This window comes from Photorhabdus bodei (genome assembly GCF_003287735.1).
GTDB classification, from domain to species: Bacteria; Pseudomonadota; Gammaproteobacteria; order Enterobacterales; family Enterobacteriaceae; genus Photorhabdus; species Photorhabdus kayaii.
In genome coordinates, this window is record NZ_NSCM01000001.1 from 35,180 (window position 1) to 49,036 (window position 13,857).

Below are 13,857 nucleotides of genomic sequence, written 5' to 3' on the forward strand. Positions count from 1 at the left end.
GTATTCTTGTTTAATTCGCGTAGGGGCCTGTACATTCAGCCAGATAGATATGCTGAATATTGCTCTTGCCGGTATTGCCCAAACAACCATCCCACCCCAGTTGACGGCTGCCATTTAATATATTGTCTTGCCCACTATGCTGTACCAACAATTCCAGTGAAAAGGAGAGCAACGGCCCGGCAAATTGCCATACCCATTGTGTCAGTTTGCGATATTGTTCATTTCCCGGCATAAAGGCGGCTCGCCGCCGAGCGGCAAACGGTCCCAACTGAATATGAAATCCTGATTGAATATCCCAATAAGCGCGACCCAACATCGGGTTATCGCTTAGCAAACTGCGACCTAAACAGCAACAGTGCGCCTGTTCAACATATTGCCAGCGCCCTTTAAAGGGCTGGATGTTGACCGCCATACCAAATTCCCGCTGCAACAGGTGTTGCAAATTCACCATTGAACGGACCGGTGTTGCCAGCAATCCGACACAAGCGGGATGAGAGCGCTCTATTTTGTTCTCCATCAATTGGCCGGCAACTGCCGGAATGACGGCCGGTAAAGCCCGATGGGTTTGTAACTCTGCATGGTTTTGCAATTCGGCATTGATATATAACCGATATTTCTGCCATGCCTGAAAACGCAGGCTAAGCAGGCGGTGAGTAAAAATATCAATAAATGCCTGAGCCGATTCGTCGCCATAGCGGTAACGCCTATCAATCAGCCACTCGGTATAACGCAACGGTAATGCGCCAAGGGTTCCTAATAGACCAAAGTGATGTACCGCCATGCGATACTGCTCATCCCCCTCTTGCGGTGGTAATAGCGACTCGACTTCCCTTTCCGGCGCATCTAATGTCAGTGCAGAGCTGAATTGCACCACATCATCAGGGATGATTATCGCGTCTTCACGTTGGCGACAACGTTTAAGCAAACGACGTACATTTTGATAAAAACGGCCGCCAGCTAAACGCATCTTATTTTCTAAAGCCATGTCACTCTCCCACTGCGACGCGGCCAACGGTGAGTACTGTTATTAAGCGTCTCTAACTGTGTTACGGTCTGCGTGAAGCTGTTAATCGGCGCATACATGGCAATAAAACGCTCTAGCAGGCTGCAAAACAGATAAAAATCAATAAACTCGCCTGCTTGCGTCTGAAATGTCAATGTCACTTCCAGCCCACGCGCCAGAGAATGGGGATCGGCGGGATTTAGGCGTGCGCTCACCGGCGCAATAGCAATTTGCTGTAGTTGTGCAATCAACTGCGATATGGCTGGATCGCCAAGCAAGTTGTAGAGTTCTAGCGCCTCTTTTAAGTGCTGAACACCCTGCGGACCACTCAGTAACATTTGGTTTAAATTGAGTTGCGATACCAATCGCCAGTTCAATGCACTATTGGGCTGTGGACGCACCGGCAATCGGGGACGGATCAATCCCAGAATTTTTACTCCCGGCAGCGCGCTTTCTGATTCGAAATCGCCATCAGGATGACCGTTACTCAACTGTCGCGGTATATCGCGGTTAGTACAGGTCAAACTCAGGCTCACCACATCGGTTTCGGGTTTCAGATGTTCACCACGGCTATCAGAAAAACCGATGAACATATTCATTCCCAGATCGTTATGTCTGAGTGAGGGACGTGACGTTGCCTGCCAAAATAATGGGGGCTGTTCGTCAGACTGTGTATGTTCAATACCAAATAACGACGGCACCGGTTTGGAACTTAATTGTTCCTGTTGACGGCTGACAATCTCGACCTGATCGATGGTATAAACTTCCATACTTTGTGGGCGACGAGCATCCGGTTGAACCAGATATTCATGCTCTGTTTCCAGCGGAATAATGGGTTCCGCCTGATGAGAAAACAGATTAATTATCGGCACGCAATTTAGCCGGAAGGTTTCATTGCTGACTTTATCACTCATACGTTCAATGCGGCGCAATGCAACACAATCCTTAAGCTGGAAACGGTATTGCAGCTTGCCTGATGAACGGGTGATCAAACCAGCATCCGGTAACGGAATATCCAGGAATAAAAACTTTTCTGGGAAACTGAAATAATCACGAAATAAGTGATGAATCGGGTTTATTAATGCATCATCGGCACATAAGTTATCTTGCGGATCAAAGCCCACTACCTGAACACCCCGGCTATTCAGGTTGAATGTACGCTCGCCTAACCGACATTCCAGTTGCTTAACTTGCGCTGACAACAATTCATACAAACTATGGGTCAGCACCGGTGCGCCATGTAAATACAACCGGATATGTTGCGCCTGAAAGCTGGCACCCGGCCACAGGGTAAAACTTAGCGTTAGGATAAAGTCCCGATCGTAAGGGTCTGGTATCAGTTCCGCGTGCGTTAAATCCAATGGCAACATCTCCAGCGGATATACCATGCGGAAACGACAGGTCACATCGCCTACCGGTTGAGAAATCAACGGGGTATGCCGCGCTACCGTCATCATCCCAGTCACACCGGATGCTAATGGGTCCTGTTGAAACTGCACCAACGATACCGACGGTACCTGACGTAGAAACTGTGGCGCTAATACCTCCAACATGGCGTTGCTAAGTTCCGGCATATCTTCATCAATCCGCTGATGGATTTTTGCCGTCAGGAATGCAAAAGATTCCACCAGGCGTTCTACATGCGGATCTTCTGAAACACCTTCTGCGAACCCAAGACGTTTAGCAATTTTAGGAAAACGCTGAGAGAAAGCAGCGCCATATTGCCTTAAATAACCCAATTCCCGGTTATAATAAGTCAGTATTTTTTGTGGTAATAACATCATCTTGTTATTTATCCCATGAAATTGAATAGGTATATGCGGTACTGTTCCATGAGATAGAAAACACCACTTGTTCGTTGAAGAAAATTCCCTTCACCCAGAAGGTAATATTCTCCGGCGTATTTTTCTGTAATGTAATAACGACATCTTGCAAACGAGGCTCGAATCGGGAAATAGCTTGGTAAATATTATTGCTCAGTGCATCAATACGCTCATCATCCGAAATATCCACATTAATGACATCAGAAACGCCATAATTTAAAACGGATTTCGATAACTCACCAAATAAAGGGAAAATTTCAGAAATCGGTCTTGATGAAAATAGCATACTCAAATCGGCGATTAGGCTTTGTATAACTTCCTGACGTGACCAAACCAGTGTGACACCCCGTTTTTCATCTTGTGGATAATCATCTTTCAGACGATGGAGAAATGAAGGCTGAATCATCATATATTTCCGGTAGAAACTGCCGGCCTTCAACCGGCAGTAAATGGTAATTGTTACTGTTTTTTATTCTCGATAAGATCCCAACCTTCCGGCCCCACCTTATCTCCTTTAGTGCCATCTTCTTTGAGTGGCGTAAATGTCCATTTAATTTTGGAATAGGTGATAGAAATCTGTTCTTGTGGGAATTCACCACCACGTGAACACGTTTCATGAACATCGGAGATGACACACTCATCCATTTCCACTTCCGCGTAAGGATGCATTTCCCCTTTGAAAATCGTACAGATTTCCAATTTCACTTTCTTAATCGCGGTACCTTGCGCCACGGCAGACAGTAATTTAATCGAGCTGGAATCCATCACCTTCACACAATCAATGGTGCGGAAATCCGCTGCGCCAACGGTAATTTTACGTTTACCACTGTCTGCAATACGTGCATGGTTAAATGCGCCAAAATTGACATGTTCCAGCTCAATCCACTTTTTATGTTTGCTGTCGGTACTCTCACCGTCAATACTATCAATTTGTAAAAAAATTGAAGAACTCATAATTAACTACTCCAGTTAGTTGTAATAAATAGGATAAATATTAATAAATAGAAAAATCAGGCAGCCGATGACGGTGGTAAATCAGCCACCAACCGTAAAGACATACTTAATCCTTCTAATTGGAAATGCGGCCTTAAATAAGCCACAGCCCGATATGTTCCCGGTGAGCCGGGGACTTCAACGACATCAACTCTTGCTTCCCGTAATGGGTGACTCGCTTTAATTTCTGCGCCGACGGTATCAGAGCCAACAATATATTGGTTGATCCAGTTTTGCAGATAAGATTGACATTCCCCACGGGACATAAAACTACCCACTTTGTCACGTACAATCATTTTCAGATAATGGGCAAAACGAGAAGTTGTCATAATGTATTGCAATTGGGTCGATAATTTCGCGTTAGCGTTCGCTAGGTCAGAATTATATTTTCTCGGCTTATTCGGTGACTGCACCGAGAAAAATGCGGCATAGTCAGTTCCTTTATAATAAACCAGAGGAATGAACCCTAATTCTGCTAACTCTTTTTCACGGCGATCAGAAATAGCCACCTCAGTCGGGCATTGCAGCACATTTTCCCCGGACACAGAGGTATAATGATACGCTGGCAACGCCTCAACCAATCCTCCGCCTTCCACACCGCGGATCGCCGCACACCAGCCATACTGTTCAAATGCAGCTACCATACGTCCTGCCAGTGCATAAGCGGCGTTAATCCACAAATAACTGCTGCTGTCTCCTTCCTTTACCTGCTCTTCGAAGCAGAATTGTTCGACCGGGATGGTTTTTGCCCCGTAAGGCAAACGGCCAATCACTCGCGGCAACGTCAGGCCGACATAGCGAGAATCATCAGATTCCCGGAAGCGTTTCCAGCGCAGATAGTCGGATGTCTCAAGCAGTTTGGATAAATCACGTGGACGTGGTAGTTCACCAAAATCATTCAGCCCCAGCATGCCCGCATTGACTGAACTGATAAACGGCGCATGGGCTGCTGCTGCCACATGAGAAATCTGCTCCAGTAAGTAAAGATCTTCCGGGCTGTTATCAAAGTCAAAATCACCGACAAACGCTGAATAAGGTTCACCACCAAAGGTGCCGTATTCATATTCATACACATTTTTAAACAGCATTGACTGATCGAAATCCGATGCCGATTTAAAGTCTTTAATCAAATCGGTTTTCGTCGCGTTCAACATGCGGATCTGAGTATTATCTGTTTCGCTTTGGTCAAGTAATCCTTTAAGCCCTACCCAAGAAGATTCCAGGCGCTGAAATTCCGGGTGATGTAAGACCAGACTCAGTTGAGCGGACATCAGCGCATCAATCGCTGCGATGCGTTCCTCAATGCTGTTTACCAAATCGCCGGAAACCACCAGTGAACCGGAGGTGACTTCGGCCAAAAACTGGTCGAGCTGGCTTTTTACCCGATCACGATCTGCTTCCCGACGAATGGCTTGCGTGTTATCAATAATCTGATCAAGAAAATCACCATTTGTTTCCGTCGTTTTCAATTCTTGTTGTTCAACAACGCTCTGTTCCATACTGCCCTCACTGTGCATTGTTATTTTCCGGGGTGACGTCATCTGCTCTATTTTCTGTGGCGGCGGTTTCCGCTTCTTCATTTACCGGCGGTAATTTATCCACATGTTCAGCCAGAATTTCCGTCAGACGGTCTCGCAATTTTTCATTGCTCAATGCACGGCCTTTCAGATCACTGAGTTTGCTGCGTACCTCTAACAAATGATGAAGCGGTTCTATCTGTTTCGCTAAATTCTCAGGGTTAAAGTCAGCCATTGATTTAAATTGCAAATCGACATTAATAAATCCGCTCTGACCCGGCAGTGCGCTTTCAACCTGTAATTCCAATGAAGGTGATAAACCTTCCATCACTGCATTAAAATTATCTTTATCAACATGCATGAAACGACGTTCACGCATGGGAATAGATTGCTCAGCAAATTGCCCAATAACGCCAATAACCAAAGGCAATTCTTTTTTCTCGACCGCGTCACCTAATTCAACATCATAAGTAATCTGAACTCGGGGCGGTCTGACTTTATCAAGCTTACGTTGAGTATTCATGGCACCTTTTACCTTTATATATGACAGGAAGTGCAAACTTACGTTAAACCGCACCAAACCTGATTAATGGTCTATTTCAGTAAGTATTATGAGATAGACAGTAAATAACCGAATAAGATGAGGAATAGATGAAGAGATCAATTAACGCTATTGATAGCAAGTTAATATGTTGTGACACATTTAATGATATTCAAAACCCACCGTATTTCGGCGGGGAATAAATTCTCATGGATATTAACTTAATGCAATAGTCTTAGAGTGAAATATAATGTACGGAATTTTATGTTATTTTGTAATTAATTGTATTTGTTGTGAAAAATCGATAAAGCACATTGTGGTAAAAATGCATTTTCATACTTGTCTTATTTTTTATACCACCGTTTTTAATAATCAGAATCTGACGAATCAGAAAAATAGAAATATAGATGGAATTAGAGTTTGATTTAATCTGTGGTTAACTTTAGAAAGGAAATAAAATACTTTACGATTTTTTATTAGATATATACCCTATGGATTTCAAGATGCATCGCGACGGCAAGGGAGTGAATCCCCGGGAGCATAGGAAACTATGTGACCGGGGTGAGCGAGTGCAGCCAACAAAGAGGCAGCTTGAAAGATGACGGGTATAGGAACCGCATTCTCTTCCATCTGGGATTTTCCAAATATGACGATGATGCTCAACTATGCTTGGTTATAAAACAAGCAAGCTCATCTTACCTGATGAGCTTTTATTCTCCGTGAAAATGATTTTGCCAGAGCCAAGTGCCATGATAAACGCTGATATTCTTCATAACAAATTATGGCTATGGCAATCTCAATATCTAAGATTATTTTTAGGCCATTATTATTCCGCCTTTACGATATAGTTAAACGCAATGTTGCGAGGGCGGTTTTCATTTGCTGTTGGGACAACACGTGATGCATCCAACGTGAATTTTCCAGTATAGCCTCCTCCTTGCGCGTTACCTGTATCGTTCCCATTGTCTCTAACAAAAGCTCCTGATGCTGACGCATAACGAGTACGTCCATGAGCTATGCTATCGATTATGCCTGTAATGTTCCTAATCGCATCATTCTGTGATGTCAAAATTTTGCGCCCACTATCTACACCGCGCTCATCATCCCAACCACGAATAAATTCGCCTCTTAAATCGGGCAATCTGCCATCAGGATAAGCTTCTGCTAACTTCGGATACTGTAATTTATTAAAAGCAGAACCATTACAAGCAAAGTAGCCGATAGGTGGATGCGCTAACGGCCAAGGAATAGGAGCGCCAACAGGAATGTCATTGGTCGTTTTAATCAGTCTATCTACCTCTGCGCGTGTATATACTTCTGATCGGGTGTATACCTCTGTTCGAGTATATGCCCCTACATCACTTGCATTCAGATTAATATCCTCAGTCAACGCCTTACCATTTATTTTTCGATTGTTGGATACTTTACCATCAATATTTCCACGCAATGAGTTGATGATTTCCTGAACTAGCTTTTGTGTCACTGCCAATGTCTCATTATTGCCAATTTCATTGGTTAGTTGGACAACGCCTTTTTGTGTTAATGAGGCATTTGGAATTTCTGCCGTAACTTTTTGTTTTAATGCTTGATTTAATTTGGTGGTGAGTTTAGCGATATCACCATCATCCAGAATGTCGTCACCAGATTGTGTTGCAATAAAGTTAGCGATAACAGAAGCTATTGTTGAAGATTGGCGTAATGCCTTATTTAATACATGAGTAGAAATATTATCTGGTGGAAATCCCATCTGCAAACTCTGATTTTCCTCATATTCTTCTTGACTCACTACATTAGCATTATTACTAATAGAAAAAGCTTTGAAATCATTTTTTTGACTCATATGTCCCTCTTAAATAAAATAATTTTATTACGTAATCAATATGTTAGATTATCGTATAGATAACTCTATCTATTGACGACAATCATAGTCTAGTTCAAGAAAATAATAATGGACTATTTTTATAACTTACAGGGCTAATTGTTTTTATATAAGTGGGGAATAAACAGATTAACGTGTGTGAGCTATTGCCTTTCTATTTTAATGAAAAATAAACCCATAAAATAATAAAGTTAAAATATGAATTTTTTATTTGAGTGATAACGAAAAGAAAAACAGGATGAAATAGATGGCAATGATTTTTGTAAGTGTTTTTGCAAATTTTCAAAATTATATTTCAATATTCTGCTTTGATTTTATTTTTAATAAATATATCAATATGCATGTTCATTTCTTATCTTATTTAATATAAGGCATGCATATTTAAATATTTCATCATCCTTAAACCCAAGGATTTAATATTGGCACGTCGGTCAATTCAAAATCAATCACATTTCGTGTGACGACAGTCATACCATGAACCAGCGCGGTGGCGGCGTAGATGACGTTCAAATTCAGCCAACGCACCAAACAAGTGAAAAACGTAGGTTTTCTTTACCTAGTAGCAAAGCGGAGATTTCATGATATAGTATTAAAAGGTATTACCTTCTAATATTTAGGTGGAAGAAAATGGCAACCTCAGTAAAACTTGATGATAACTTGAAAAGTCGGATCCAGTATTTGGCAGAAGTGCGGCATCGTTCAGCTCATTGGATAATGCGTGAAGCTATACGTGACTATGTAGAGCGTGAAGAAAAACGTGAATCTTTCAAACAGGATGCATTGCGTGCTTGGGAAGCGTATCAAGAGAATGGACTACACCTGACACTTGAAGAAGCGGACGACTGGTTAGCTAAGCTCGAAGCAGGAGAAGATGCGGAGTTACCTGAATGCCACGTTTGATTTGGTCTCCACCTGCTCTCTCTGATATACAGCGGCTCTATGGTTTTCTTGCTAAAAAAGACAAAGACACTGCTCGTCGAGCTATTAAAACAATACGTGCTGGCGTGAAAATGCTGGCACGTCAACCTGAAGCGGGACGCCCTGCTGACGATATGGATCCGGAATTCCGAGAATGGCTTATTGATTTTGGAAGTAGTGGCTATATCGCCTTGTATCGGATTGAGGGTGAAACAGCAACAATTTTTGCTGTACGGCATCAAAAAGAGGCCGGATATTAAAATCAGACAGATGACTGCTAATGAGAAATAATCACTACTACCGGTTTTATCACCTACTACCCAACATGCATATTTAAATATTTCATCATCCTTAAACCCAGGGATTTAATATTGGTACACCGGTCAATTCAAAATCAATCACATTTCGTGTGATGACAGTCATACCATGAACCAGCGCGGTGGCGGCGATTAGTGCATCACGCTCTGAGCATGGATCAGGGACATGCAACCGGGCACACCGCTGAGCTACAGCCGTATCTACCGGTAAGATCCGCCCAGTAAATTCCGGTATTACATGGTGGTTGAACCATGAGCGCAATAATGCCCCTTGAGTTATGTCTCGTCGTTCAATCTGTAAGATGCCGGTTTCCAGCTCCATAATAGTAATGGCTGACAGGAAAAGCTCCGTTGCATCAACACTTTCAGCCCATGCAGCCACACCGGCATTAGCTTTACCCGTTCGAACTTTCCGAAGTTCGGAGACAATATTAGTATCAAGAATATACATCATGAGAAATTGGCTGGACGGCTATTGATAGCGACACGTGGTGGATTGAATTCAATATCTTCAACACCGGGCATTGCTAAAGCATCAGCGATGTTTCTACGCTGTTTGGTGATTCTTTGGTATTCCTCAATGGTTAGCAGGACATGTGCCGGTTTGCCACGATCTGTGATGAACACTGGACCGCTTTTGGCTGCTTTTTTTGCCCCGCTGACATCCTGATTGAGCTGCCGACTCGATAAGGTTGTGATTGACATGGTGCACCTCGATATAATAGCTAATTTATGTAGGTACGTTACTACATATTGCTAAGGGGTGCAAATTTTAGTCATTCACCCTCTTAGCATCCCAGGAAAAATTAGGCTAAATGCGCCATCACCAACCGCGTAGCCGCAGCAAGTACATCACGGCGTGATTCGGCATCTTGCTGAGGTTGGGTAAAGTAAACTGCCAGAACCACAGGAGCTCCCTTTGGCGGCCAAAGTACCGCGACATCGTTAGTGGTGCCATAATCGCCAGCACCGGTTTTATCACCAACTATCCAACCGGCTGGAGCACCGGCGCGAATACTGGCATCTCCCGTGGTATTTCCTTTAAGCCAAACGATTAATTGTTCACGTTGTGATGCTCCAAGTACCTCTCCAAGCACGATTTTCTTCACGCTGGCCGCCATTGCCGCGGGTGTTGTGGTATCTCTGAGGTCACCGGGAATGGCGCTGTTCAAATCAGGTTCCCTGCGATCGAGTCGAAATGCAGGATCACCTATACCTTGAGTAAAGCGATTTACTGCCTCTAATCCCCCCAATCCTTTAATCAATAGATTTGCTGCGGTGTTATCGCTGTATTGCACGGTTGCCGCACATAATTGTGCAATGCTCATCCCTTGATTTAAATTCTTGCGCCAATAGGGGCATAAGAGAGTAAGTCAGACTCACGATAATGAATATGTTTTGCTAATAATTCTGGCTGGGACATGCTTTTGTGCAACACCGCCGCAGCAAGTATCAGCTTGAAAGTACTACAAAAAGGAAAACGTTCATCCCCTCGGTATTGAATTTCCTGACCGTTGGCAGTATTAATCAGCGTCACGCCTAAACGGCCTTTTGTACTGTTTTCCAGTTCGGCAAGTTGTTTCTCACTCGCGAGACCATATAGCATATAAACTTTATTTATTCAATTAAAGTTTTGTAAAAATATTAAATTTTCATTATGGCTCACTAATTTATAAATTTTTAGATAATTACTCTTTAAATGATCTCCATCAATCTATACTTACCTAGCTGGTTAATATTTTTAGAACACTTTTTTAACTTTATATTAACTTAATAAGGATATGCATCATGGGTGTTTTTCAGTACAAAGACTTTGATGACACTACTTCTAAAGAGTTATTTTCCGACGCAAAAACTATCGCCGGGTATGCTTATCATAATCTGGGCAGCGGATTTGCCGAGGGGTATTACAACTATGGTTTTGGTTTAGGGATGCCATTAACGTTGTTGACTGCAATTCTTGGCAGCACGACATCGCAGGGCATCACACCTAAATTGCCTTGGAATCCGGACGCGGAAAAACAGGCACAAGATAAACTCAATGACGCAGGATGGTTTACTATCAGTGCTGATGAGTTAGGTTATCAGGGAAAAACGGATGCCCGCGGTACTTTTTTCGGCGAAAAATCAAGTCATTCCACTGCTCAGGCAGAGGTAATGGGAAAATATGATGCTGATGGTAATTTGATTTCTATCGGCATTGCGTTTCGCGGTACGAGTGGTCCCCGAGAGTCAATTATTACCGATACATTCGGCGACATTATGAATAATATGTTGGTAGCTTTAGGTAAGAAAGACTATTCGAATGACTACACGCCAAACGCTTTCGGCCGGCTGCTGGACCATGTAGCTAATTATGCCAAAGCTCACGGCTTGACGGGCAGTGACGTTGTGGTCAGCGGCCATAGTTTGGGTGGGTTAGCTGTGAATAGTATGGCGGAGTCTAGCGATACGAAATGGGGGGGATTCTACTCCCAGTCGAACTATATCTCTTTCGCTTCGCCATCACAGTATGAGAAAGGTAACAAAGTGCTGAACGTGGGATACGAGAATGATCCCGTATTCCGCGTATTAAACGGCACTAGCATTGATTCATCATCCGCGGGAGTTCACGATACACCAAGGGATTCTGCGACAAATAATATTGTTAATTTTAACGATCACTATGCATCAAACTGGTGGAATGTGTTGCCCTTCTCCATTGCTAATGCGTCAACCTGGGTTTCGCATGTGACGCCATTTTACCAGAGCGGCATGCAACGTATTATGGAGTCAACGTTCTACGATCTGACTCATAAAGACTCTACTATTGTTGTCAGTAATCTTTCCAACGTCACCCGTGAAAATACTTGGGTGCAGGATTTGAACCGGAATGCTGAGAAACACACTGGTAGTACTTTTATTATCGGTACCGACGGCAACGACCTAATTAAAGGTGGTAAAGGAAACGATTATCTGGAAGGGCGCGACGGCAATGATATCTTCCGTGATGATGGCGGATTTAACATTATTGCCGGCGGGAAAGGCCATAATACCTTTGACTTACAGAAGTCACTAAAAAATGCAGAAATAGCCTATGACCAGGCAGGTACATTGTATATGCGTGATGCACAAGGCGGCATTACCATTGCTACGGATATCTCGGCTATAAGAAGTAAGGAAAGTACCTGGCTGTTTCTGACTAAACAGGTGGATTCTCAAGTCAGAGCCGATGGTTTGTATTCTAGCAATGGATTGACGAAATACGCCAATTCAGTCACGGGCAACGATGGGAATGATACTCTGACTTCTAAAACCTCCGGTAGCTGGTTGTTCGGTCTGGATGGCGATGATACGTTGATCGGTTTCGGCAACAATAATGTTTTCGTCGGTGGTGAAGGTAATGATGTTCTGAAAAGTCAGGGTAATAACAATACCTTCCTGTTCAGCGGTGATTTTGGACAAGACATCATCTATGGTTACAACAAGACGGATAAACTGGTGTTCTTGGGTACCGAAGGCAGTAGTGATAAAAGTAATTATCTGGATCATGCTTCTATGGTGGACAATGATCTGGTGTTTACCTTCGGGCAAAACTCAGTCACTCTGGTTGGCGTCAGCATGGATAGCTTATTGGTAGATAACATAATACTGGCATAACATATAAATCATGCGATACCCCTATTCATGAAGTGGCCATGTCAAAATGGCCATCTTTTTTAGAATCAACTGAATAGTCAACATGGCAAAACAGAGATTTTCATTTATTTTCCGACCACGATATTTTCTGTTAATAAAGTGTGACCAACGGCATATTTCGCCTGCCATGCTTTAGGATTGATCAAATAATGTTGCCGGAAGCGTTTAGAAAAATGGCTTGGACTGGCGTAACCTACTGCGGTAGAAACATCAATGACACTCATACCTTTTTTCAATAAATCTTCTGCGGTCGTCATGCGGACATTTTCCAGATATTGATGGAAAGTGCGAAAAACAACAGCACGAAATCCCTCTTTTAATTTCCGTTCATTTAAACCAACCGCTCTTGATAATGATTTTATTGTCCAAGGGTAATGATAATCACTGTTAATTATTTTTATTGCATTATAAACGGCTCGGCGTTGTAACCCACTGACCATATTATATTGACAATCATAAACTTGAGACGCCACACAAGCGAGTATTTCTAACGCTTTTGCCTTTAAATAAACCTTTCTTACATTGCCACTTAATTGGCACTCTTCTATTTGGTTCACTATTTGCATAAATGGTGGGTAGATAGGACATGCCATCATCAATACATCACTGTGACTGGCGTTCTTTTCAAAACCTGCCGCTAATTGAGTAAAAGGTGGCAATTCCTGAGCTGCAATTTCGTTCAATGAAAAACGAATGTCGAGTATATGCCATGATCCGCAGCCAAAGAAGTTCATGCCTCGCGTCATTTTCGGTGAATAGAAAAATATCATCATTCCCGGATGAATATCTAATTCATCACCATTTTCAATCGCCATTTTTCCTCTCCCGTTTAAAATAAACGCGATTGACACCGTTGGCGGTCCTTCACAATATTCTGTGACATCTTTGTTGAGTTCAAAGCATAGCCGATTTATGTGAATGCCGTCAGATAATTCCTCAATCAATAAGGGAGTATTTGTATTCTTTTTATCTGCATGTGAATGCACGCAATTGCAATGGTCAGCCGTGAAAACTTCTAATTTTTTGCTATAGATTGTCTTCATGAGATCCCCTATAAAATTAGCATCAGACACCAGTTAAAAATTATTTCCGTACTTAAAATAGTAGTTTTTACATATTATAGACATTATATTTTTAATGTATATATATACTGTGTGTATATATTGTATTGTAGATATCACGCAATTT

14 protein-coding genes and 1 pseudogene are annotated in these 13,857 nt (G+C 42.6%); 4 read left to right on the forward strand and 11 right to left on the reverse strand.

Features of this window, described 5'->3' with window-relative positions; genetic code table 11:
• Nucleotides 1-10: 10 nt before the first annotated feature.
• From tssG to tssB, 6 genes are read right to left on the reverse strand one after another with little or no spacing between them, the layout of a single operon-like run.
• Entirely contained in the window at nucleotides 11-985 is a 975-nt protein-coding gene (gene tssG / locus CKY02_RS00160) for a type VI secretion system baseplate subunit TssG (RefSeq protein WP_112893766.1), read from the reverse strand.
• The gene (tssF, locus tag CKY02_RS00165) at nucleotides 976-2,787 is read right to left on the reverse strand and encodes a type VI secretion system baseplate subunit TssF (RefSeq protein ID WP_112893767.1); all 1,812 of its coding nucleotides are present in this window, start codon (nucleotides 2,785-2,787) and stop codon (nucleotides 976-978) included. The genes tssG and tssF overlap by 10 nt, the downstream gene beginning before the upstream one ends.
• A 4-nt stretch (nucleotides 2,788-2,791) precedes the next feature.
• Nucleotides 2,792-3,235, reverse strand: a complete 444-nt coding sequence (tssE, locus tag CKY02_RS00170; protein WP_112875918.1) for a type VI secretion system baseplate subunit TssE — start codon at nucleotides 3,233-3,235, stop codon at nucleotides 2,792-2,794.
• 50 nt (nucleotides 3,236-3,285) lie between these two features.
• Nucleotides 3,286-3,780, reverse strand: coding sequence for an Hcp family type VI secretion system effector (locus tag CKY02_RS00175; RefSeq protein WP_112875917.1), 495 nt, complete (start codon nucleotides 3,778-3,780; stop codon nucleotides 3,286-3,288).
• Nucleotides 3,781-3,836: 56 nt separating this feature from the next.
• Nucleotides 3,837-5,318, reverse strand: coding sequence for a type VI secretion system contractile sheath large subunit (gene tssC / locus CKY02_RS00180; protein WP_112894005.1), 1,482 nt, complete (start codon nucleotides 5,316-5,318; stop codon nucleotides 3,837-3,839).
• 7 nt (nucleotides 5,319-5,325) lie between these two features.
• Nucleotides 5,326-5,859 carry a type VI secretion system contractile sheath small subunit gene (gene tssB / locus CKY02_RS00185; protein ID WP_112893768.1) on the reverse strand — a complete coding sequence of 178 codons (534 nt, stop codon included), beginning with the start codon at nucleotides 5,857-5,859 and terminating at the stop codon, nucleotides 5,326-5,328.
• A gap of 570 nt (nucleotides 5,860-6,429) precedes the next feature.
• Here tssB and CKY02_RS24195 point away from each other — a divergent pair.
• Nucleotides 6,430-6,600, forward strand: a complete 171-nt coding sequence (locus tag CKY02_RS24195) for a hypothetical protein (protein ID WP_162119903.1) — start codon at nucleotides 6,430-6,432, stop codon at nucleotides 6,598-6,600.
• A gap of 103 nt (nucleotides 6,601-6,703) precedes the next feature.
• Here CKY02_RS24195 and CKY02_RS00190 read toward each other — a convergent pair whose 3' ends face one another.
• Nucleotides 6,704-7,717 carry a tail fiber protein gene (locus CKY02_RS00190; protein WP_112893769.1) on the reverse strand — a complete coding sequence of 338 codons (1,014 nt, stop codon included), beginning with the start codon at nucleotides 7,715-7,717 and terminating at the stop codon, nucleotides 6,704-6,706.
• 666 nt (nucleotides 7,718-8,383) lie between these two features.
• Between CKY02_RS00190 and CKY02_RS00200 the strand changes: the two genes are divergently transcribed.
• Complete coding sequence (locus tag CKY02_RS00200) at nucleotides 8,384-8,656, forward strand: CopG family ribbon-helix-helix protein (protein ID WP_011146552.1); 273 nt, start codon at nucleotides 8,384-8,386, stop codon at nucleotides 8,654-8,656.
• Complete coding sequence (locus CKY02_RS00205; protein ID WP_036776094.1) at nucleotides 8,644-8,934, forward strand: type II toxin-antitoxin system RelE/ParE family toxin; 291 nt, start codon at nucleotides 8,644-8,646, stop codon at nucleotides 8,932-8,934. Before CKY02_RS00200 ends, CKY02_RS00205 begins: the two co-directional genes overlap by 13 nt.
• Nucleotides 8,935-9,025: 91 nt before the next feature.
• Here CKY02_RS00205 and CKY02_RS00210 read toward each other — a convergent pair whose 3' ends face one another.
• From CKY02_RS00210 to bla, 3 genes and pseudogenes are all read right to left on the reverse strand, one after another.
• Complete coding sequence (locus CKY02_RS00210; RefSeq protein ID WP_105395527.1) at nucleotides 9,026-9,442, reverse strand: type II toxin-antitoxin system VapC family toxin; 417 nt, start codon at nucleotides 9,440-9,442, stop codon at nucleotides 9,026-9,028.
• On the reverse strand, nucleotides 9,442-9,696 hold the full coding sequence (locus CKY02_RS00215) for a type II toxin-antitoxin system prevent-host-death family antitoxin (RefSeq protein ID WP_105395478.1): 255 nt from the start codon (nucleotides 9,694-9,696) through the stop codon (nucleotides 9,442-9,444). The genes CKY02_RS00210 and CKY02_RS00215 overlap by 1 nt, the downstream gene beginning before the upstream one ends.
• Before the next feature lie 101 nt (nucleotides 9,697-9,797).
• Nucleotides 9,798-10,576 (reverse strand): annotated as a pseudogene (gene bla, locus CKY02_RS00220) (class A beta-lactamase); the annotation flags it as partial.
• Nucleotides 10,577-10,779: 203 nt separating this feature from the next.
• On the opposite strand from bla, the gene CKY02_RS00225 reads away from it, so the two are divergent.
• A complete protein-coding gene (locus tag CKY02_RS00225; protein ID WP_112893770.1) occupies nucleotides 10,780-12,630 on the forward strand; it encodes a polyurethane esterase in 1,851 nt (616 codons plus the stop codon).
• Between the two features lie 104 nt (nucleotides 12,631-12,734).
• Here CKY02_RS00225 and CKY02_RS00230 read toward each other — a convergent pair whose 3' ends face one another.
• Nucleotides 12,735-13,742 (reverse strand): helix-turn-helix transcriptional regulator, encoded by a 1,008-nt coding sequence (locus CKY02_RS00230; protein WP_240001965.1) that lies wholly within the window; start codon nucleotides 13,740-13,742, stop codon nucleotides 12,735-12,737.
• Nucleotides 13,743-13,857: the final 115 nt, after the last annotated feature.